This window comes from Undibacterium umbellatum, from assembly GCF_014284125.1.
Taxonomy (GTDB): Bacteria; Pseudomonadota; Gammaproteobacteria; order Burkholderiales; family Burkholderiaceae_D; genus Undibacterium; species Undibacterium umbellatum.
In genome coordinates this window covers 165570-186357 of sequence record NZ_JACOFX010000011.1, presented here as the reverse complement: position 1 = coordinate 186357, position 20788 = coordinate 165570, and the positions used below count along the sequence as shown (strand labels likewise).

Annotated in this window: 27 protein-coding genes; 11 read left to right on the top strand and 16 right to left on the bottom strand. The window is 52.2% G+C overall.

The genetic code is table 11. The features are described from left to right. Window positions 1–81: 81 nt before the first annotated feature. Window positions 82–1185 (bottom strand): polysaccharide deacetylase family protein, encoded by a 1104-nt coding sequence (locus H8L47_RS19465; protein WP_186955265.1) that lies wholly within the window; start codon window positions 1183–1185, stop codon window positions 82–84. Between the two features lie 152 nt (window positions 1186–1337). On the opposite strand from H8L47_RS19465, the gene H8L47_RS19460 reads away from it, so the two are divergent. Then, window positions 1338–2507, top strand: a complete 1170-nt coding sequence (locus tag H8L47_RS19460; RefSeq protein ID WP_186955264.1) for an IS4 family transposase — start codon at window positions 1338–1340, stop codon at window positions 2505–2507. A 79-nt stretch (window positions 2508–2586) separates the two neighbouring features. On the opposite strand, the gene H8L47_RS19455 is transcribed toward H8L47_RS19460, so the two are convergent. The 3 genes from H8L47_RS19455 to H8L47_RS19445 all read right to left on the bottom strand — a co-directional run bounded on the left by H8L47_RS19455 (window position 2587) and on the right by H8L47_RS19445 (window position 4040). After that, window positions 2587–3069 (bottom strand): DoxX family protein, encoded by a 483-nt coding sequence (locus H8L47_RS19455; protein ID WP_186955263.1) that lies wholly within the window; start codon window positions 3067–3069, stop codon window positions 2587–2589. A gap of 30 nt (window positions 3070–3099) precedes the next feature. Then, window positions 3100–3351 carry a glutaredoxin 3 gene (gene grxC / locus H8L47_RS19450; protein ID WP_186955262.1) on the bottom strand — a complete coding sequence of 84 codons (252 nt, stop codon included), beginning with the start codon at window positions 3349–3351 and terminating at the stop codon, window positions 3100–3102. A 434-nt stretch (window positions 3352–3785) separates the two neighbouring features. Then, window positions 3786–4040 carry a hypothetical protein gene (locus H8L47_RS19445; protein ID WP_186955261.1) on the bottom strand — a complete coding sequence of 85 codons (255 nt, stop codon included), beginning with the start codon at window positions 4038–4040 and terminating at the stop codon, window positions 3786–3788. 364 nt (window positions 4041–4404) lie between these two features. On the opposite strand from H8L47_RS19445, the gene H8L47_RS19440 reads away from it, so the two are divergent. Then, window positions 4405–4764, top strand: coding sequence for a DUF1801 domain-containing protein (locus H8L47_RS19440; protein WP_186955260.1), 360 nt, complete (start codon window positions 4405–4407; stop codon window positions 4762–4764). Next, a complete protein-coding gene (locus tag H8L47_RS19435) occupies window positions 4761–5303 on the top strand; it encodes a hypothetical protein (protein WP_186955259.1) in 543 nt (180 codons plus the stop codon). Before H8L47_RS19440 ends, H8L47_RS19435 begins: the two co-directional genes overlap by 4 nt. 176 nt (window positions 5304–5479) lie before the next feature. Here the strand turns inward: H8L47_RS19435 and H8L47_RS19430 are convergent, their stop codons facing one another. After that, window positions 5480–6058: a GNAT family N-acetyltransferase gene (locus tag H8L47_RS19430; protein ID WP_186955258.1), complete on the bottom strand. Its 579-nt coding sequence runs from the start codon at window positions 6056–6058 to the stop codon at window positions 5480–5482. 126 nt (window positions 6059–6184) lie between these two features. Here H8L47_RS19430 and H8L47_RS19425 point away from each other — a divergent pair, with 126 nt between their 5' ends. Next, window positions 6185–6583 (top strand): GFA family protein, encoded by a 399-nt coding sequence (locus H8L47_RS19425; protein ID WP_186955257.1) that lies wholly within the window; start codon window positions 6185–6187, stop codon window positions 6581–6583. A gap of 38 nt (window positions 6584–6621) precedes the next feature. Here the strand turns inward: H8L47_RS19425 and H8L47_RS19420 are convergent, their stop codons facing one another. The 5 genes from H8L47_RS19420 to H8L47_RS19400 all read right to left on the bottom strand — a co-directional run bounded on the left by H8L47_RS19420 (window position 6622) and on the right by H8L47_RS19400 (window position 11030). Continuing rightward, window positions 6622–7275: a GNAT family N-acetyltransferase gene (locus H8L47_RS19420; protein ID WP_186955256.1), complete on the bottom strand. Its 654-nt coding sequence runs from the start codon at window positions 7273–7275 to the stop codon at window positions 6622–6624. 31 nt (window positions 7276–7306) lie between these two features. Further along, complete coding sequence (locus tag H8L47_RS19415; protein ID WP_186955255.1) at window positions 7307–7903, bottom strand: hypothetical protein; 597 nt, start codon at window positions 7901–7903, stop codon at window positions 7307–7309. A gap of 155 nt (window positions 7904–8058) precedes the next feature. Then, a complete protein-coding gene (locus tag H8L47_RS19410) occupies window positions 8059–9477 on the bottom strand; it encodes a serine hydrolase (RefSeq protein ID WP_186955254.1) in 1419 nt (472 codons plus the stop codon). Between the two features lie 321 nt (window positions 9478–9798). After that, on the bottom strand, window positions 9799–10506 hold the full coding sequence (locus H8L47_RS19405) for a hypothetical protein (RefSeq protein ID WP_186955253.1): 708 nt from the start codon (window positions 10504–10506) through the stop codon (window positions 9799–9801). Between the two features lie 146 nt (window positions 10507–10652). Continuing rightward, window positions 10653–11030, bottom strand: a complete 378-nt coding sequence (locus tag H8L47_RS19400) for a hypothetical protein (protein ID WP_186955252.1) — start codon at window positions 11028–11030, stop codon at window positions 10653–10655. 36 nt (window positions 11031–11066) lie between these two features. Here H8L47_RS19400 and H8L47_RS19395 point away from each other — a divergent pair, with 36 nt between their 5' ends. The 3 genes from H8L47_RS19395 to H8L47_RS19385 all read left to right on the top strand — a co-directional run bounded on the left by H8L47_RS19395 (window position 11067) and on the right by H8L47_RS19385 (window position 12841). Next, the gene (locus tag H8L47_RS19395; RefSeq protein ID WP_186955251.1) at window positions 11067–11225 is read left to right on the top strand and encodes a hypothetical protein; all 159 of its coding nucleotides are present in this window, start codon (window positions 11067–11069) and stop codon (window positions 11223–11225) included. A gap of 313 nt (window positions 11226–11538) precedes the next feature. Beyond that, window positions 11539–12426 carry a hypothetical protein gene (locus tag H8L47_RS19390; RefSeq protein ID WP_186955250.1) on the top strand — a complete coding sequence of 296 codons (888 nt, stop codon included), beginning with the start codon at window positions 11539–11541 and terminating at the stop codon, window positions 12424–12426. A gap of 16 nt (window positions 12427–12442) precedes the next feature. Next, window positions 12443–12841, top strand: coding sequence for a hypothetical protein (locus H8L47_RS19385; RefSeq protein ID WP_186955249.1), 399 nt, complete (start codon window positions 12443–12445; stop codon window positions 12839–12841). A 75-nt stretch (window positions 12842–12916) separates the two neighbouring features. Here the strand turns inward: H8L47_RS19385 and H8L47_RS19380 are convergent, their stop codons facing one another. The 6 genes from H8L47_RS19380 to H8L47_RS19355 are packed head-to-tail and all read right to left on the bottom strand — an operon-like array spanning window position 12917 to window position 16602. Beyond that, entirely contained in the window at window positions 12917–13597 is a 681-nt protein-coding gene (locus H8L47_RS19380; RefSeq protein ID WP_186955248.1) for an O-methyltransferase, read from the bottom strand. 51 nt (window positions 13598–13648) lie between these two features. Beyond that, a complete protein-coding gene (locus H8L47_RS19375; RefSeq protein ID WP_186955247.1) occupies window positions 13649–14137 on the bottom strand; it encodes a hypothetical protein in 489 nt (162 codons plus the stop codon). Between the two features lie 28 nt (window positions 14138–14165). After that, the gene (locus tag H8L47_RS19370) at window positions 14166–14636 is read right to left on the bottom strand and encodes a YbaK/prolyl-tRNA synthetase associated domain-containing protein (RefSeq protein WP_186955246.1); all 471 of its coding nucleotides are present in this window, start codon (window positions 14634–14636) and stop codon (window positions 14166–14168) included. Window positions 14637–14672: 36 nt separating this feature from the next. Then, complete coding sequence (locus tag H8L47_RS19365; protein WP_186955245.1) at window positions 14673–15404, bottom strand: ATP-grasp domain-containing protein; 732 nt, start codon at window positions 15402–15404, stop codon at window positions 14673–14675. 33 nt (window positions 15405–15437) lie between these two features. Further along, the gene (locus H8L47_RS19360) at window positions 15438–15881 is read right to left on the bottom strand and encodes a hypothetical protein (protein ID WP_186955244.1); all 444 of its coding nucleotides are present in this window, start codon (window positions 15879–15881) and stop codon (window positions 15438–15440) included. A gap of 43 nt (window positions 15882–15924) precedes the next feature. After that, window positions 15925–16602, bottom strand: coding sequence for a response regulator (locus H8L47_RS19355; RefSeq protein WP_186955276.1), 678 nt, complete (start codon window positions 16600–16602; stop codon window positions 15925–15927). A 236-nt stretch (window positions 16603–16838) separates the two neighbouring features. On the opposite strand from H8L47_RS19355, the gene H8L47_RS19350 reads away from it, so the two are divergent. The 4 genes from H8L47_RS19350 to H8L47_RS19335 all read left to right on the top strand — a co-directional run bounded on the left by H8L47_RS19350 (window position 16839) and on the right by H8L47_RS19335 (window position 20746). After that, window positions 16839–17690, top strand: a complete 852-nt coding sequence (locus H8L47_RS19350; RefSeq protein WP_186955243.1) for a sensor histidine kinase — start codon at window positions 16839–16841, stop codon at window positions 17688–17690. Between the two features lie 341 nt (window positions 17691–18031). Then, window positions 18032–18856 (top strand): alpha/beta fold hydrolase, encoded by an 825-nt coding sequence (locus H8L47_RS19345; protein WP_408057721.1) that lies wholly within the window; start codon window positions 18032–18034, stop codon window positions 18854–18856. Window positions 18857–18883: 27 nt separating this feature from the next. Beyond that, a complete protein-coding gene (locus tag H8L47_RS19340) occupies window positions 18884–19282 on the top strand; it encodes a hypothetical protein (RefSeq protein WP_186955242.1) in 399 nt (132 codons plus the stop codon). Window positions 19283–19309: 27 nt separating this feature from the next. Then, complete coding sequence (locus H8L47_RS19335; protein ID WP_186955241.1) at window positions 19310–20746, top strand: catalase; 1437 nt, start codon at window positions 19310–19312, stop codon at window positions 20744–20746. Window positions 20747–20788 lie beyond the last annotated feature (42 nt).

Below are 20788 nucleotides of genomic sequence, written 5' to 3'. Positions count from 1 at the left end.
TGCGCTCAGCAGAATATCTTCTATCTTTGCAAACTGTTCTCTACTGATGTCGCTTGGGTAGGCTTTTCTCATCACCTAAGTTTACGCAATATTCCTTTTGTTTACAATAAGATCTCGAACAGCCTCTAAGGGGTTGCCAGACTGTGCAGCCGTGTGCAAACCCCTGGGCATGTGGCCGGACAAGTTGCTGAATTGCGCGATTTTGTGGCGGTTGATGTCGGCAAGTCTGCCCTTGCCCAAAGCAGGCGCACGGCTTGCATCAACTTCATAGTTGCTCGCCTTGAAGGCCTCGCTAAATGCAGGATTTCGTGCGTCTCTGGCATAGGGGCGGGCAGCGATAGACAAGCCAGCGATTGTCGCTGGATCAAGCGTGCGGCTGAAGCGGGCAAAACCCTGGTATTGAAAAGCAGCTTCTACTGCACGATCACTATGATCTATCATGGCCTGCATGATCTGATGCAGCAGCTCACTGCGGCTCAACTCTTTGAGCACGATGGTCAAGGCCAGGTGATTGAATTCTGGTAAATCTGCTTCCATGGCGCGAGCCAAAGGCAGCATACCCAAAGCCAGATCGACTATCCACGAGCCACCGCGATGCTGGTTCACCTCCAGCAGCGCAATGCGTCGCTGTCCAAACCGCACTGGATCGAGCCAACTGACGATGGCCTCCGAGGCATCTGCTGTTGTGGCGGTGGGCGTACCTGGCGGTGCGAAACGGGCAAGTACGTGTACGTCATGGTGCGTGCTAAATGGGGTACTGGCCTTGCCGCTGGTCTCGTCTCGCAAGGTGAGCAATTCACGGACCTCATGTTCGCGCATCTTTTTGATGGCCAGAAAAATGGTTTGCACGATCTCAGACGTCGGTGTGTCGGCATCTATGCGCCACTTTCTGCCATAGACCAGCTTCAAGGGGCGGATGGTGTTGCCCCTTTCATAGTTCTCACGGCCTACCATGCCAATCTGGATATACATGCCCTGTTTGTCTTCATGGGCAAAGATCAGTAATTCGTCTGCAAACCGGACTCTGCTGGCAATCTCCTGCAGGGAGGCGAGCGTGTGACTATAACGCAAATAATGTTGCGGAATAAAGCTGCCACCGTCAGCCAGTGTCACCGCTGGTGCTTGATGGATGGGTGTTTCCGCCGATCCCATGGCGGTATGCTGACTTAACTGATGAACACTCATTTGAACTCACTAGTGTCCGGTTAAATTGAGTAAAGCGATACTGAAAGTTAGTAATGACGTGGGATACAGGGTGATTTTGTTTGGTGCCGATTTGAAATTGGATTTTGCATTTTTGTGTCATTTTCTAGGTTTGTTGTTCTGGGGAGTGAAGCATGAATGTTGGCAAAACCTTGTTTGCGCAATTAATGGAATTCATCCCTTGGACAAGTTTTACGCGGATCGTGAATCGTTATTCTGGCAATGCGGGTGTTCGCAGGATGACTTGTGCGGAGCAGTTTCGGATAATGGCGTTTGCGCAGTTGACTTGGCGCGAGTCGTTGCGCGACATCGAAGTGACACTTGGTGCCAACAGCAACAAGTTGTACGCAATGGGGCTGCGCCATACCGTGCATCGCAGCACCTTGGCCGACGCCAACGAACATCGCGACTGGCGTATCTGGGCAGATTTGGCCGCGTTGTTGATTCGTCGTGCTCGCAAGCTTTATCAGCACGACGAATTGGGATTGGAGTTGCAAAACACGGCATACGCTCTCGATGCAACCACCATCGACCTCTGTTTGTCGCTGTTCGATTGGACGCCATTTCGCTCCACCAAAGCAGCAATCAAGTTGCACACTTTGCTCGATCTGCGTGGGGCTATACCTGCGTTTATCCACATCAGCGATGGAAAAATGCACGAAGTCAATGTGCTCGATTTCTTGCCGTTCGAAGCGGGTGCGTTCTATGTGATGGACCGGGGCTATCTGGATTTCACGCGGCTCTACAAGATGCATCAGGCAGGCGCTTTCTTTGTGACCAGAGCCAAAAGCAATCTGAGTTTCCGGCGTATTTATTCGGCCCCAGTGAACAAAGATTTGGGCATCATTTGCGATCAAACTATCATGCTTAAAGGGTTTTACAAGACAAAAGAATTTCCAGAACACTTGCGTCGCATTCGCTACAAAGAGCCTGACACAGGGAAAACCTTGGTGTTTCTGACTAACAATACTGCCTTGCCAGCGACCACTATCGCCGCACTGTACAAGAGTCGCTGGCAAGTCGAATTGTTCTTCAAATGGATCAAGCAGCATTTGCGCATCAAGCACTTTTTGGGTAACAGCGAAAACGCCGTGAAGACGCAAATCTGGTGCGCCATCTCGACTTATGTGTTGATCGCTATTATTAAAAAGGAATTGCAATTGAATGCCTCTCTCTACACTTTATTACAGATTTTATCGGTCTCTGTCTTTGAGAAAAACGAGATTTCACAGGCCTTTCAGATTGATGACTACATTTCTGACATAGATCCATCCGCTAACCAATTGAATTTATTCGACTTTTAACCGGACACTAGTGATTTGAACTATCTGAAAATAATGAATTAGCACAACGCGCCCAAGGGGGCGCAGTTGAAAACAGCAATCAGCCTGCCGATCGCTGGCTACGGTTCAGTCGGGCACGGACCCACCAAAAATCGACGGTAGTCCAGACCGGCGCTTGAACAGCAAGCAAGAGCAGCAACAAACCCCATTCCAGATGATCTTGCAGTGCCACAGGCATGTCAGCCAAGACGTGGTAGTAGGCAAACACTGCCATGCCATTGACCATCAGCAAACCTGCTGCGGCACAACGGGTGCAGATGCCAATGACAAGAAGCACCGGCAAAGTCAGTTCCAGACCGGTGCCCAATATTGCCGCCATTTGCGGTGTAAGGATGGGCACACGGTACTCTTCTTCAAACAGGGAGAGTGTCGATTCCCAATTACCAGTCTTGCTCATGCCTGCCATAAAAAACACTTTGGCGACATACAGCCGTGCCAAAAGATGGGCGATAGCCGCGGCCAGTTCGGTGATGCGTGCGAATCTGGACGCTCTGCCAGGTTCGCCAATTGTGGATGCTTGCATTGCCGTCTCCTTTAATGTGAGGACTTATCATCAACCCAGCAATGGGAGAAAATTTCCTGCACTATCGAGGGCAGACAAGTCGTCGAAGCCGCCGATATAGACATCCTCAACAAAAATCTGCGGCACACTGCGCCTGCCGCTACGATGCATCATGTTCACCATTTCTGCGGGGTCAGCATCAACCATGATCTTGTTCACCTGCACCCCTTTGCTTTTCAATAGTTGATCTGCACTGGCGCAAAAAGGGCAGGCGCTGGTGCCATACATCGTGACTTGTTTCATTGCTGTTCTCCATGTCTTGATAAAAGTGTGGGCGCTGCCTGCTATGACACGAATTCGGGTCAAGACCATCTGGCAGCGCGAAGAGACTTTAATGAAAAACGATGCGATCAACAATATTCAAAAAAAGCAATCTATCATTCCATTTAATGGAATAGTGATGCGAATTTCGGCCAACTGGTCACGGTGAGTATCAAAACACGGCCATTTGTGATGTGCCGTGAACGCCAGTCGATCTTGTCGTTGATGCCACAAAGAAGGGCGTAGTGTAGAAAATCGGGATCAAGGCGGCAATAGAATGACCAGCAAGAAGGGAGCACGAATGGTCAAGGTGCAGGCTCTTTGCTCTCCAAGTCCAACCTGTTTGGCGGGTGTTGTCTGGTGACTGATCTGTGCCCACATCCAAGGCAATCAGGATTGCAGAAAAAATCGCTGAATCAGGTTGCCTGGCCGTTTGGAGCGATGTGCAAGGCCTGGGCTGTCTCGTCCTGGCGTTGGGGTAGCAGGCAGACTTCATGCAGCGTGCATTTTGCCGAGCACATTGAATGTTGCAAGGTATCGTTGCTGGGGATCAGGCCACAGGTTGACATTGCATCAGGAAAGGCTTGCTTGAAATGCGCAATGTCGGGCGGGTTTTCTGAGACCCAGGCATTCGCTAATGCAGCACGCTCATTGCATGGCAGCAGGAACATATGTATTCCCAGCCAGGTCACTCGGTTTAATGGAGGCTCCACTTGTTACTCCACATAAGCATTGCGATCTTGCAGACTGGCTGACAAAGAGGCTGCAAGCGGCAAGGCGGCATGTTGAACAATATTGATCTAGGCAACAGGAGCTCAGAAACCTCATTTGGCTGATCAGGCCTGTCCACGGTAACACATATTCAAGATAACATTCATCTATTTGTTATGCGAATAGCATGAGCGCGCATACTCGTTTATCATTACCGCGTTATGCAAGGTGCATCATGGACGAAATACGCGACATCTGCACCTTCGTATTGTTGACGCCGACAGCAACAAATCTAACCGGAAAAAGAGGAGGGAGCATCAGACCATGAGTGCCGACAGAATCGACAAATTACTGCAAGACATACGCCTGCTGGATGAAGACCGCCATGCCCTGGTACAGGCCTTGCGCGAACAGATACTCAAGCTCGATAAGGGCGTGACCGAAGAAGCGAAATATGGCGGCTTGCTGTTCTCTGCCAGCAAACCTTTTTGCGGTGTTTTTTCTTATGCCAAACATGTGAGCCTGGAGTTTGGCGAGGGTGCATCCTTGCCGGACAAGTACCAGATGCTGGAAGGCGAGGGCAAGTTTCGCCGCCATATCAAGCTGACTTCGCAGCAACAGATCAAGGACAAACATGTGCAGGCTTATCTGCTGCTGGCACTGAAGGCAGCGACCCCAGCATGAACAGACACATCGCACTTATATTCCTCAAGATAGTACTCACCCTCCCGGTGGCTTATGGGCTGGCTTACCCCTACTTTCATCCACAGGCATCTGGCGGTGTTTTCAAAGAACTGGAAATGCTGGGGCCTATCGGTGGCATCGTGCTGGTGCTGGTATTTTTGGCGCTGGTGTTTTTGTATTGTCGTGATTTGCAGTCATCACTTGCCCTGGTCCAGCCAGCGGCGCGCAAGGCCCAGCCACGCAGCGTGTGGCTGATGTTTTTGCTTCCCTATAATTTTGTCGAAGATTTTTTCATCATCGCCAACGTTGCCAGGTCTTTGCAGCAAGAGGCAAAAACCAATACCGCATTGCAGGGTTTCACCAGCTTTGGCATGCTGACAGGCATGGGCTGGTGCGGTTTGCAAATCGTCTCGCTGATACCGAACGAGCTGGGTGCTGCTGCCGGTTTCCTGGCGCTGCCCTGCTGGATTTTGCACTGGCGTTTAATACGCCGGGCCAATGCTGCGTTGGCGGCTGGCGCTGCGCAGACCAGGTTGTAAGCTCAAGACCAAAATTCTCACTACAGAGACACGGAGACACAGCGGGGCACTAAGGAAGACAGTGTGATATTTGCTACCTGGCTCTGCACATAAGCTACCTGCCGCAATTTGGCTTTCACAAGCACTTACTCAGCATCTGCTCTGTGTCTCTGAGGTGAGATTTTGGGCCTTGAACTTTATACAGGACTCCGCAAAGGTGGCACCCGCGCCAGCCAGTCGCTGCGCAATAAGCCATATATCGCCGAATCCGACACCACGCCTTCGATGATCCAGCGTTCGCGGAAATAGCCTTCGCGGATAAAACCCAGTCTTTCCAGTGTTTTGGCAGAACCCAGGTTGTTGGGTTCTATGTCGGCTTCGACGCGGTTGAGGTTCATTTCGTTGAAACCATAATTCAATAAGGCGACCAGGGCTTCTTGCATGTAACCCTGGCCCCAGACGGCAGCGTCCATGTCGTAACCGATTTCAGCACGACGGCAACCGGCATCCAGATGGAACAGGATGCAACTGCCAATTAAGACATTGTCAGACTTGCGTATCATGCCCAGTCTGACGATATCACCCTTGAGTATGGCAGCCTGGTCGCGTTCTATCATTGCGATGGCCTGGCTAATATCGGTCCACGGTGCTGTGGTCATGTAGCGCATGACATCCGGGTTGGAACGTATGCGCAGAATGGCAGCAGCATCATCCAGGCACAAGGGGCGCAAGTGCAGGCGCGGCGTATCGATGGTGAGTTGGTCGAAAGATGGCATGAGGCTCGTACTGTCAATTATGTGAGTGATGTGGTGCACGTACGGGGTGGCAAAAAGCCTGTGTACAATGATAGATGAAAAAAGCTATTGTGACCACGCACACTGAGATAACCCGATGGGAAAACCATGAAAACTTACCACGGTAGTTGCCACTGCCAGGCAATACGCTTTGAAGCCGATATCGATTTGGCAGATGGCACGATGCGTTGTAACTGCAGCTTTTGCCGCAAGATACGGTGCTGGGCGACAGTGGTCATGCCAGAAAAATTTCGCTTGCTGGCAGGCGATGCTGATCTGGCCGAATACCAGTTTGGCGCAAAGAATGAGCGCCATTTTTTTTGCAAGCACTGCGGCGTGCGGCCATTTGGTATTGCGCAATCACCGCGGCGCGGGCGCTTCTATGGCGTCAGCGTCAGTTGCCTTGATGATGCGGCAATCGCAGAGCTGGTCAGCGCGCCAGTGACATATGTCGATGGCCTTAACGATAACTGGGATACGCCACCGGAAGAAGTGGGTTATCTGTGAGTGGCTGGTAGCCGCAACCTGCTGCCACTTCATGGTGCTTATGCCAGCACTGCTGCTGTCATTTCAGAAGCCACGGTCCAGCCATGGGCGCCGTACATGGCATGGCCTTCCACCGTGGCGACCAGTACACCAGTGGTAGCGGTCTTGCCGATGGCGTAATTGGCCAGGCTTTGCATGATGGCCTTGGCCAGGCCGCGCCGCCTGTTGGCGGGTTCTGTGACGATCTGGTCAAACACGGCATACTGCCCATCCAGGGTCAGGGCCATGCGGCCGGTGGCGGCATGCTTGCCTTCCATGCTGCAAACGCGCGCTGTGACGGCGCTACCGTCGGCGGTCAGGCTGATTTGATAGCCCTCAGGCAGGCTCACTTCGGTGAGTTTAATGGCCTTGCTCATCAGGTATTCTGGCGGCTTGATTTTCCATCGTTCTGGCAGCAGGCCAGCCACGCAATGATGGGGTGCGCATATCTTGAGCCAGGTATCGGGCGTGTCGATTTCTTGCGCCAGCCTTTGCACGGCGGTCAGCACATGGCCTTGCAAGACATAACGTTCCAGATGGCCGGGCAAGCCTACCTGTATGCGGTAACCAAAATCGGCCAGCGGGATGGGGGCATCGGTGCCGCGTGAAATTGTCCAGCCATGCGCCCATGCACTGAGCAACTGGTTTTTTTCCTGTATGCTGAATTCGCTCATCAAAATCCTTGGGTGGGTGACATTGCCTGGATCATGGTCGCCAGATATCAAGCTGGCCTGCGGCGTTGGCCGCCCTCAACAACATTTGCGAGCGCCAGTCGACCAGGATCAGGCCATGGCTGGCATGCAACTTTACAAAGGCGGCGATCAGCCTGGCATTGTCAGCATCTGGCCCCATGCTGACTCCCAGCACAGGGATGCCCTGCCCATCGCTCAAACCATACAGGCTGACATTGCCACCCAATGCCATGCTAAAACCATCTTGCACCTGGCCACTCAGGGTATTGGCGCAATGCAGCAAAGGGGCCGGGCCTATGCTGCAACCCAGCGCTGAGGCCAGTTCAGAGACAGACAAGTTCAGCACTGTGCTGCGGGCAAGCGTTCGCAGATAAGCCTTGCGCCAGCCGCCTTCTGTACGGTGCGCGGCTTCAAACAAATGATATTCACTGAGCGCGGCCTGCACTTCATCAGCACGGTCGGCGCTGAAAAATTCCATCTGTTCCCAATCATCTTCATGCAGAAAAAAATCTGCCTCGGTGGGTTGCTCTGTTACGTGCAATAGCGGTGCCAGCTCATTCGATAAGGTAGGGATGCTAAACAGGATATCATGTGGATCAACGTTGGCCATGGCTAAGTTGTCTGCACGATACGCGCGCCGGACTGAAAGGCGCTGCTGTCATCAGGCAGACTGTGCTAGTGTTAAAATAGCAATTTTACACCTAAAGTAAGGTATATTGCCAATTTGCAAAAAATTGTTACAAACAGAATCAAAGTATCTGATGATCATTTGGCCTGAGAAAAAGCCTCCACCCGCGCCAAAACCGCGTCTTGCTCATCATTGAGCGCATCCATCTCCACCCAGTGTGCACTGACGGCCTTGCCCTCACGCAGCACAAAGCGCAGCCGGAAATCCGGGTTGTCATCATAAAAAAATTCAGTGGCCGAGAGCGCGCTGATAGGTAGGGCAGGCGAGTTTGCAGAAAACGCCGCATACAATTTGCCCTTTTCCAGCGTGATCTTGCCAGTCTCGCCGCCGTTCTGATACAAGCCGACATAGGCTTGCAGCATTGCTGTATCAAGTGCGATGGCTTGTGGTGCGCGATATACCTGGCCAGTGGCAATCAGTGCCAGGCGCTTGACCATGCCTTGCAAGCCTGTGCGCGCCACGCCTTCACCATTATGCAAAAGCGCGACAAATACCCGCGCCTTAGGCAGGTACACGGTTTCACTATGAAAGCCGGGGATGTCGCCATTGCTTTGTATATATCCAGCCTGGTTCAAAGTATGCGGGCGCAGTCCATAACCATAGCGCACCTGCTTGCCATCATTGAGTTGGTAAGGCGTGTTCATCAATGCGAGGCTGGCTGGGCTGAGCATTTTGCCGCCTTGCAGGGCCAGCGTCCAGGTGGCGATATCGCTGGTGTTGGAATAATAGCTGCCACCGCCATAACCCAGGTGGTGGCTCATGAAGTCCACCGTGCTGGGGCCAGCCGCATAGGGCGTGACCAGACCAGGCACCAGCGCATTGCCGATAGAAAACACAGTGTGCTTCAAACCCAAAGGCTGGATGAATTGTTCATCCACGTAAGCCTCGTAAGATTTGCCCGCAGCCTTGTTAATGACCATGGCCAGCAGCGTGTAGTTGATGGTGGCATAGTGAAACTGGCTGCCCGGCGTCGCCAGCAAGGGCAAATCTTTGGCGATGGCGAACAATTGTGCTGGCGTCAGGTCTTCGCGAAAGTGCGCCCGCATGGCAGGCAGTCCATACAGATTGGGTATGCCCGAAGTATGGCTGGCCAGATGACTGAGTGTGATTGCCGCCCAGGCAGGCGGCGTGTCAGGCAAATACTGGCTTAGTGGGGCATGGATATCCAGCTTGCCCTGTTCTGCCAGCTTCAGCAAAGCCGCACCAGTGAATTGCTTGCTGACCGAAGCCACATGGAACACCGCATCCGCCTGCATGGCTACATTCAATTCCAGGCTGGCCTTGCCATAGGCTTTTTTGAACACAGGCTGCCCATCACGTAAGACCAGTACGGCTGCACCAGGCAAATCAGGCTTGAAGGTGGTTTGCAGATAGCTGTCCATGTTTTTTGCGATGGCAGTATTGGCAGTGACACTGACTGGGGTAGCGGCAAAGGCTGGCATGCTGGCGTTGCCCAGCAAGGCAACACAAAAAAGCAAGGTCGATCGTGGTGTCATAAGTTTTTTTATAAAGTAAATTGAAATGGCAAACCTGTCCAAGACAGCAAAGAGTATGCCACGCAGACCCTTACTGCATAAATCATCTTAAGGTGGGGGAAACACGTGTACGCGGACACTAATGTGTCCGCAGTGGACGCAACGGTGTTACACGCGCATGCCGCTCCAGATCACCATTTCAGTCGCTCCCGCCACCATGGTTTGCAAGAACTTGCTGCACACAGTTGATTGGCCCAAATGTGCAACAGACTGGTCGTGATGCATTTTCTTCTCCTTAACAATGGCAGTGATAATCGGTGGATGATATTGGCAGTTATTACACTATTTGGATGCTGCCTTGAGCCGCTGCGCCAGCATTTCGCCATAGCGTTCAGAAATTTTATTCATTTCGGGGGCGGTGCGCTTATACATAAATTCCAGACATTCGGCATTGATCTTTGGGCCTGCTACCTGATGTTTTCGTCCCAGTGCCGAGCTATTAAATGCTTGCATCAGTTTTATTTCTTGCGGCGTGAATTTGCTCTCATAGCGACGCCAGAGTGCAGTTTTGTTTTCGCCTGTGCTGGCGCTTTCAATGTCAATCTCACGGGCAATTACAGCCCCTTTTTTGTAGCCTGCACTACCATAGTAAGCAGTGAACTCACGAATTTCCTGGGCATTGTAATATTTGGGATAGACTTCTTCACTCATGTCGGTGACAAGGCTTTTGATATCCAGGCCACGCTGAAATGCACTGACGTCTTCGGCGATTTTTGGTGCCATCTCCTGGATAAATTTTTCCCCGGTGGCACGTTCAGCCTGAGATAAAGAACTAGCATCACTCAACTCCCGTGTGGCACCTTTGATGACTTGTTTTACCGTGATTTTTGTTATGCCATCAATGATGGTGGGCCAGGTCTTTTCCAGATTCTGGACCGCCACAAAATCCCGCAAGGCCAGTTTCATCTCCGGTGCCAGTGGCTCAGCCGTGGACAGAGAAGGCGAAAGAAAAATAGCGATGATTGCCAGATTTTTTAAGAAAGTTTTCAATGATTAATTCCAGGAAGAGGTGATAGAACGAAATTTCAGCCAGTTCGTTGATGTGACAATAGAGCCATAGCTACAAATCTGCGCATCCCAGCCTTCGTATTCCAGAGTCAATGGTAAAGTAATAGCGAGCTTGCGCTTCAAAAAAATCACGTTACCGAACTTGAATATGAACTATGACAGCAAAACTTGATATCTACTTTTTTATTTCCCCAAGAGTAGCACCAAATGTTGAGCTGCTCTGGAATCTTGCCGATAAATATGATCTTGAGCATGTAGTCAGTGGAGAGTGCTACAGCCATACGTTGAGCGAAGAAAGCCAGAGTATTGAGTACGAAACCAGAAGCGACGGCATCTTCATCGATACCTTCGCAGAGCTGATGGCTCTGGATGCAGAACGACAAGTCAGCATGCGGCAGCATTGGCGACATCGTCCCAGCGGCATATGTTTCAGCAGCGAGTTCGCCACAATCGATGTTGGTGGTTTTGTCTTTCATTTCATGACTGATCCGGATGATATCCATCATGAATTCGAAAATTTCATCGGGGACAGATGCAGAAAAATGGAATTCTGGCAGGATTTATCGAAAGGCCTGGAAGCCACTTTCTATAGCAGTACCAACCCTGAGATCGCTGATTTTCGCGAGATATATGGGCATTATCTGAACTCCTTGTCTGCTCCAGATACAGCCGTTGATGAAGGCTGGTTGAGGCGCAAGTAAAGCGCAAGGACCTGTGGGCCGCATGAAGTGTGGTTTCACTTTCTGCCATGACAGCACGTCCTTCATGTGGCCCACGCTGGCGGGCTCATTTTGCTGCTTGCCAGCAATAAACCAAGAATTAATCGAAATTCCTTTTATTTTATTAAAAAATTAACTAGAATAATTGACAATTTATTGGTTGAGATATTCCCCCGCCTTGCGTTCGTCAGTATCCGTAGTGCCCTTCAGAACACAAATGGGGTACACAACAAAGCACAGCACCGTCCAATAAAAAAGCCGCCATCAGATGTAAAACGATCTAAAAGGGTGTCCCATGAATACCTGTTCCCAAGTTGTGCAACGCCTCATGCTTGTCCTGATCTGTTGCATCATCAGTGCCTGTGGCAATCTAGCACCAGTACGCACGTTTGCGGATGAAACAAAAAAACTGTCTGCGGCTTTTGATCCCATGCTGACAGGCTCCAGCGCCAGTTGCGTTGAAAAATACAAACGAAAAAAACTCATCACCGCCGACAAGTTTGACCCGGAAGTGGCCGAGAAAAAGGCCAAAGAACTATGCGGCCCCATGGATGACGACAATAAAACCATCGCTGACCTGAATGGCTTGCTGGAACAATATGCCGACACACTGGCGGCACTGGCAGATGAAAAACTGCCTTCCTACAAGACTGAGCTCAATGGCCTGAAAAATTCTCTCGGCAAGATCAAAAAGCCAGGTACTGGCGAAGCCCTGATCAATGCCGACAAGCTCGGTGCCATTACTGCGCTGACCGAGTTTTTAAGCCGCATTGCAACCCAGCACATGCAAAAAGCCGCCATCCGTGATTTGCTGTCGCATGAGGCGGCCATCAATACCATCACCACTGCGCTCAAGGATTATGCCAATCTCAACTACAAGGCCTGGCTGCGTGATGAAAAGAACGAAATCCTGGTGCTGCGCAAAGCGCTGGATGAGCGTGCCGCAAAAGAAATGCTGGCCTCCAATTACCTGAAAACCATCTTGCTCAGTGAGGAGCGGCAAATTGCTGCCCGCGAAAAAACCGTCGATGCCTTCATTAAATCAGTGACGGAGTTGCAAAAATCGAATGCAGAAATCCGCAAGAAGTTTGATCGCCTGGATGACAAAGAATTGCTGGATCAACTCAAGCAATTTGGCAAAGAAGTCGCCGCCTTGCGCAACCAGCTCAAAGACGCTTTCTAACATCAGGGAGTAAGAAATGGCGAATGAAATCCAATTACCGCAAGAGCAGGCGTTTCAGGTTGCTGATGGCTTTGCACAACTGTCCGCCCGCATCCTCGATTACCGCGTCACCCATCGCGAAGCATTATCCAGTCCCGAACGTGCCAGCCTCGAAGAAGCTGAAGACCACCTCGACCATCTGGTCGTCTTGTTCCGTAGCTATGGCATACGCCTAATCGGCGCAGGAGCGGCAGATGCTGCGGCAGAAATCACTGCAGCAATCAGCCGTGCCAAGGCCACCATAGAAAAGGTAGACAAAATCAAGAAAGCCATTAGTACCGCCGCAGCCATCGTTGACCTGGCAGTAGCTGTATTCGCTAAAGACCCCAAGGCCGTACTGGCCGCCGCCAAGGCAATCAAGGGAGATCAGGCTTGATGAGCCTGGATGATGGTGGGGACGGGGCAAGATATTACCAGGCCGTTGCCAAGACAAAGCTGGAATCGGCGCTGTCTACATCTTGTGCCAGGCAATCACCAGTGCCATGGAGAACCCGTCGTATCCCTTGCTGCCCACAGTCTGCAAGGCCGTGGCAGACAGGCGCGGGTTGTTCGCCATTAAATCAAAAAAGCTGCGCACGCCTTGTACATTCGCGTCGGTGCTGGCAGGATCAGCCACCGCACCATTGCGCACCACATTGTCGCCAATGATGAGCGTGCCAGGGCGCGAGAGTTTGAGCGACCATTCGAGATAATGTGGGTTGTTCGGTTTGTCGGCATCGATGAAGATCAGGTCAAACGGGTGTATGCCTTCTGCCTCTAGTTGGGGCAGGGTGTCCAGCGCCTTGCCTACGCGTATATCCACCTTGTCCGCGAGACCAGCCCGTTCGATGTTCTTTTGCGCAATCGCCGCATTGTGAGCGCTGAATTCCAGCGAAACGACCCGTCCATCTTCTGGCAGAGCCCGCGCCAGCCATATCGTGCTGTAACCACCGAGGGTGCCAAATTCCAGCACCGTCTTTGCACCTTGCAGCTTGGCCAGCAAGTGCAAAAACTTGCCCTGGTTCGGTGCCACATGATGTTGTGGCAAACCGCCCGCATCACTATCCTGCAAGGCTGCGGTCAAGACCGGGTCAGCAGGGATCAGGCGTTCGCAAAAATAGTCATCAACTTCGGTCCAGGTGGTTTGTTGCATGGGATGTCCTTGGGGAAAATTGGAAGATTCAAAAAAGCGCAGAAATGATGTTCAGTCGTGTTGATAAAGCCAATGTCTTTTCTCGAAATCATAATTCCAACCAGAAAAAGGCGCAAAGCTAGTTGCATAGAATAGAAATGGTCCGTTTTTTTCATTCAAGTAAAAAAGCATATGGGGTCGCTTTTCTTGGGTCGCCAGTGCTGGAATATCGTTCAGGCTGCGAGGCAGTTTTCCATATAGTTTGTAATATTGCTCCAGTTCACCGACGATGTGTTCTGCATACACCTTCGCTTTGTCATCTTTGTATTTATGTACCACGTCAACGGTCATGAAGGCCAACACGATCATGATGAAAAGGAGGATATATTTATAACGCAATTCGATCGTGCGCCAGTTGAAGGCACATTGGACGATGGTGTAAAACAAGCTGGGTAAAGCGAGCAGATATATTGCGAAGCCAAAGTAGTCCTGGCTACAGAACCAGGCGATCCCAGTCCATATCGCTATCAGGTAAGGGTGGCGCTTGATCAGTGACCACAAAGGTGCAAACCGGGTGAGCTGCATTGCATCAGACCGCGCAGATATCATGCAGTATGGGTTTGGCAATCCGCAGATAATCTTCCGTATTCAGGATGATGGACTTATCCAGTCGACCCGCGTTGAAGGCGATCTCGGCATAACGCGCCACCAGCGACGGGTCGAGCACCAGTTGTATGTCATCAGAAAACACAAAGGGCGGTATCGCGCCGATGACGCAGCCGGTTCTTTCCATCGCTGCCTCAGGCGCAGCGAAGCTGGTTTTCTTGACCTGCACGGCAGTGGCCAGTTTTTTGAAATCGATCTTCTGGTCGCCCGGCAAAATCGCCAGTATTAATTTTCCAGCTTCATCCTTGCTTTGGCAGAGCATGGCCTTGGCACCCTGGCCAACTTCTGTGCCGCGTATGGCAGCGACTTTTTCAGACTGGCCTTCGGCTGCATGCTCGACGATGCGGAAACGGGCGTTGTGGGTTTGCAGCAGGGTTTTTATTTGGTCGAACATGGGGGGGCATCCTTGACGAATAGTGCCGCATAAAATTTAAATTTTGACCGACGCATGCCGCAATACTTCGAGCACCCTGGCTGGGTCGCAGCCATAAATACCTGCACCCCAGGCGGCGTTTTGTTCGACGCAAGCCCATGCGCCAGTGGCCAGCATACCGGCATCTACAACGCAAGCATCGGGCAAATCCACTCGCTGATCAGCCAGCAAGGTGCTCATGAATGCGACGAGTGCCTGATCCTCATAGGTGTTGCTGGCGAAATCAGCATCACGCTGCACCTCGCCAAAGCGGGAATAGATTGAGTAGGTGATTAGCTTGCGCTGCAATATGAAACAGCGAAATTCTTTTTCCCATTGCACCACATCTGACACCAGCACAGCCATCTCGTCGTCATATTCAATTGGCAGCGTTGCGCCAGTGTAGACATCTGCCGGAAAACTCTTGTCATTGGGCGGCTTGATAAAAGCAGGCGCGGTCAGTTTGCGTGCCTGTCCCAGGGTTTGCAGGCTGATCTGGCGATGCCTGTATTCCATGGGCAGGCGCACCAGCCAGTCTTCTGGCGGGTTCAGCAGGCGTATGCCCAGTTGTTCTGCCAGCGTGGGGCCAAACAGGGCTTCACCATGCAATACCGGTTCATCCATATGTTGCATGTGATCTGGCACACGCCAGTTACTCAGGCGTTGCACTTGCCAGCCCAGCGCACCTGCGGCTTTCCACAAGGCTTGTGAATCGTCGGTGTAGCGTGGGGTAAAGATCAGTGTGGGCATGTTATGAGCTCAGTCTCGCATCGTAACGAAAGACTATATACGTGCACGCGGGTCGCTGGCAAGCTTGGTCATACTTAAGTCTGCCGCGTTACTCTCGTGCTTGGCCGCATCAGGCCGTACGCAAGTTTCTGCCACATGACTTTCATACCCGACCGACAGAACAATCGACAGACAAAAGCTGATCACCAAAAACAAGAATCCCCGCCACAGGCCACGCCATTTACTGACTCTCGGCCAGGTGGCGACGATGGCTGCGCCCTGTAGCATCACCAGCCATTGGTAGCCAGCAGAAATAAAACCCAGGTCGCCGGATTTTATGGTCATCCCGGCACCTGGGCTTTGCGCGCAGCCTGCCTGGTGTAAATAGTCGATGGCGCGCACGAGAAAGTAAAGCATCAGGCAAAAGAATAGTGTCAGCCTTATCCAGGAGAACAGGTATTTATGCTTGTCTTGTTGAACTTCGGTTGAATTTGTCATTAAAGCAGATGAGGATTTTCTTTTGATGCTGATCGTCGCCGACTCAGGATTTCATCGCCGGGTGTTGAACCTGCTGCTGGCAATTCAAATCAATAATCCCACGTTGCAGCGCCAGTACAGCGGCGTGGGTGCGGTCGCTGGCGCTCAGTTTTGCCAGGATGTTTTTGACATGGGCTTTGACCGTATCTTCCGAGATGGCGAGCTTGATGGCAATGCGTTTATTGGAATTGCCATCGGCCACCTGCTTGAGCACTTCTATCTCGCGTTTGCTCAGGGCATCACCACTGGCAGGGGAGATCAGTTCCATGGCGATGTCGGCGGGGATGCAGCGGCGGCCACTATGTACCTGGCGCACCGTATCAAGCAAGTCCTTGCGCAGCATGCTCTTGAGCAGGTAGCCAGCGGCCCCGGCCTTGATGGCACGCAGGGCGCGTACATCACCTTCATAGGTGGTCAGGATAATGATTCTGGCCTGCGGGAATTCCTGGCGTATCGCGATGGTGGCGTCGATGCCATTCATGTCCGGCATCTGGATATCCATGAGGGTGACATCAGGGCGCAAGGAGCGGTAACTTGCCAGCGCTTCATTGCCAGTAGTGGCCTCACCCACCAGGCGCATATCGGCCTGGCTGTCGATGACGCTGGCGATACCCTGGCGAAACAGCGGGTGGTCATCCACTGACAAGATTGTAATTGGTATGGTCGATTCGCAATGTTCCATGAGTCTTGTTTGCAAAATGGACCTGGGAGCGCGTTTCCTCTGGCTGAGAGAACTTCGCATCCGCAGTATTTGTTAAAAAGTGCAATATAGCATCGTTTGGCAAAACTGGTATTGGCGCCGTCAGATAACAAGCGCAATAATCCACTTCAATTACTGTCAATTACCCCTAAGGGTGATTGCCACTTTGCGTCAATGGCACGACATTGCTGCTTTCACTCATACAAAACCAGGACAGCATGTTGCTTGCTACATCGCCGGTTTTCTGCACCTCATGCGATACCCATGTCTACTACGGCGCGATGCTGCCCTGGCAATCGACGCTTGCTTTGCTGTTGCTCAGCGTCTGCATTTACTTCTTGATTCAGGTCGGTATGTTGCGTGCCGCGGCTTTGAGCCAGAGACGATTGCAGGGTAGACCAGGGCTTGCAGAGATGCATGACACCCTGATACAGGGTGTGCAGGGCCTGATGTTGAGTCTGCAAGCGACGGCAAGCCAGTTACCACTCGAAGAGAAGAGCCGCGCCCAGATTGAAACTCTGCTGGATCAGGCAGAAAGCCTGCTGGCACAAGGGCGGCAAGCCATTCAGGATGAGCAAATCGGCACCAGGCCGGGCAGCGAACTCGAACAGGCGCTGGTTGAACTTGCATTCAGCCTGGCAGCAAGTAGCCAGACCAGTTTTTATGTGAGCATCGCCGGGCGTGGGCAGCCCATCACTTCGGCTACGCACAACGCGATTTATCAACTGTCTCGTGCGGCAATGCTCAATGCCGCGCTTTACGCGCATGCGCGCAGGGTGGAGGTCGAGCTTTGTCACACATTTGGGTTGATCGGATTGCGTATCCGCAACGACGGTCAGGGCTATACAAGAATTGCGCCAAGCGTTTCGGGCAAGCACAGTTTTCCAGGGTTGCAACAAATACTGGCACATGTGAGTGGCCTGCACGCCAGGCTGGAAATCTGGAGTGCCACCCACGCCGGTACCGAATTGTCACTGACTATGCGTAACGCTGAGGCGTCATCTGACCAGCGTGCTATATGCCTGTTTGCCGCCTGGCGATTTCTACTGAGGCAGTTATACCTGCATTAGACCGTTGCCTGCTTGTGCAAAAACTACCCGAAATGATTAGTCGCTGCCCCCGCTTTAGAGCGATGTGTATTTTTTGCAAGATACCTACAATTTGTTCTATCGCATGGCTATCCCTGGACTTGTTTGCGGGCAGGGGCAGCCCTTCTACTTTATTGATGCAAATGGAGAAACTCATGGAAACAAAAAACGACGGCATGACTGTGGACCACCAGCGGCGCAAGGTCTTGCTGGGTGGCGTCGTTGCAGTTGGGGCTCTCAGTGTTCCTTTTGGCGTCATGGCAGTTCCCGCCGATCAGGCAATCCATCCCAACGCAGCAGCTCACTTTCACGGAGAGAAAAAAATGGCTTACTTTAAAACCAAAGATGGCGTCGATATTTATTACAAGGACTGGGGTTCGGGACAGCCCGTCGTTTTTTGCCACGGCTGGCCATTGAATTCTGATAGCTGGGAATCGCAAATGATATTCCTGGCCTCACAAGGTTTCCGCTGTATCGCTCACGATCGCCGTGGCCATGGCCGCTCCAGCCAGCCATGGGATGGCAATGACATGGATCACTACGCCGATGACCTGGCGCAGTTGATCGAGTTGCTGGACCTGAAAAACGTCGTCCTGTTCGGCTTCTCTACCGGCGGTGGCGAAGTGGCGCGTTATATTGGCCGCCATGGTACCAAGCGCCTCGCAAAAGCAGGCCTTATCTCGGCTGTGCCACCTTTGATGTTAAAGACAGATACCAATCCAGGTGGCTTGCCCATGTCCGTGTTTGATGGTTTGCGTGCTGGTTCACTGGCTAACCGTGCGCAACTGTATATGGATGTGGCAGGCGGGCCTTTCTATGGCTTTAACCGTCCTGGTGCCAAAGTATCGCAAGGTCTGGTGTATTCCTGGTGGGCGCAGGGCATGCAGGCAGGGCACAAGAATACCTATGACTCCATCAAGGCATTTTCGGAAACTGACTTCAGGGAAGACCTCAAGAAATTCGATATTCCGACATTGATCGTGCATGGTGACGACGATCAGATCGTACCTATCGACGCATCAGGTCGCGCTGCTGCCAAGCTGGTCAAGAATTCCAAACTGTTGGTCTACGCAGGTGCACCGCATGGCTTGACGGATACCCACAAAGATCAGTTCAACAAAGACATGTTGAACTTTATCAAGGCTTAAGCACAGCCAAGCTAGGCCAGGCCAGCGATGCAAAGACTGTATTCCATGTTCCCGGCTGGCCGGGCCGGGGCAGGTTTGCTGATACTGCGCGTTGTCGTGGCCTTGCAGCTTCCTGCGGTCAGCGCCTGCTGTGCCAGGCCAGTGCTGGCTAACTGGATGGAATGGCTGGCACAGGCGACGGCAGTGCTGCTTTGCATAGGTATTTTGACGCCGCTGCTTGCCATGCTGTGCGCGGCGACGGCGGCATTTTGCCTGCTGAACCATGGGCCACAAATACAGCCACTGCTACCCATGTTCGGCCTGGTTATCGCCAATGCCATTGCAGTGGGTTTGCTGGGGCCTGGGGCATATTCCCTTGATGCCAAATTTTTTGGACGCCGCCTGATACTCGTGAGCGACAAGGATAGCGCGACAGAGCCGCAATAGGATGCACAACGACAGGATGAAACACCAATGAATAAACTCACCACTGCTGCCGGTGCGCCGGTAGTTGACAACCAGAACACCCAGAGTGCAGGCCCGCGCGGCCCGCTGCTGCTGCAAGATATCTGGCACCTTGAAAAAATGGCGCACTTCAACCGTGAAGTGATACCAGAACGCCGCATGCACGCCAAAGGTTCAGGTGCATTTGGCACTTTTACCGTGACGCACGATATTTCTGCTTTCAGCAAGGCCAGGCTGTTTGCTGAAGTGGGCAAGAAGACAGACATTTTCATGCGTTTTTCTACCGTTGCCGGTGAGCGCGGCGCTGCCGATGCAGAACGCGATATTCGCGGTTTTGCTGTCAAGTTTTATACTGAAGAAGGCAACTGGGATGTGGTGGGCAATAACACCCCGGTATTTTTCATGCGTGACCCGCTCAAGTTCCCAGACCTGAACCATGCGGTAAAACGCGACCCGCGCACCAACTTGCGCAGCGCCGACAATAACTGGGATTACTGGACCCTGATGCCAGAAGCCCTGCACCAGATCACCATCGTCATGAGTGACCGTGGCATACCGGCCAGCTACCGTCACATGCATGGTTTTGGCAGTCACACCTTCAGCATGTTGAATGCCGCCAATGAAAGACACTGGGTCAAGTTCCACTTTGTCTGCCAGCAAGGTATCGTCAATCTCACCGACGCTGAGGCAGAAAAGTTGGTCGGGCAAGACCGTGAAAGTGCCCAGCGTGATCTCTTCCATAGCATAGAACATGGCGATTTCCCGCGCTGGAAATTGAAGATACAAGTCATGCCAGAAAAAGATGCAGACTCTTATCACATCAACCCCTTTGATTTGAGCAAGGTGTGGCCACACAAGGATTATCCGCTCATCGATGTAGGTGTGCTGGAGTTGAACCGCAACCCTGACAACTATTTTGCTGATGTGGAGCAAGCTGCATTCTCACCTGCCAATGTGGTGCCGGGCATCGGCTTTTCGCCTGACCGTATGCTGCAGTCGCGCCTGTTTGCCTATGGCGATGCACAGCGCTACCGCCTGGGTGTCAACCATCACCAGATACCGGTGAATGCACCTAAATGCCCCTTCCACAGCTACCACCGCGATGGTGCTGGCCGGGTCGATGGCAATCATGGTGGCCTGATCGGCTATGAGCCAAATTCCAAAGGCGCGTGGCAGCAACAACCAGCTTTTGCCGAGCCATTGCTGGCGCTGGAAGGTGCTGCAGGTCACTGGGATCATCATGTGGATGAAGACTACTACAGCCAGCCTGGCGCATTATTTCGCTTGCTCAATGTTGACAAAAAGCAACTCCTCCTTGAGAATACGGCCCGCTCACTTTTTGGCGTGGCAACCGAGATTCAGCAACGCCATATCAGCAATTGCAGCAAGGCCGATCCGGCCTATGGTGCGGGCGTAGCCGCGGCCTTGGCGGCGCTGTCGAGTTAGGCAGGCATAAGCAGAAAACACATGAATCTGGGTAACCCACGC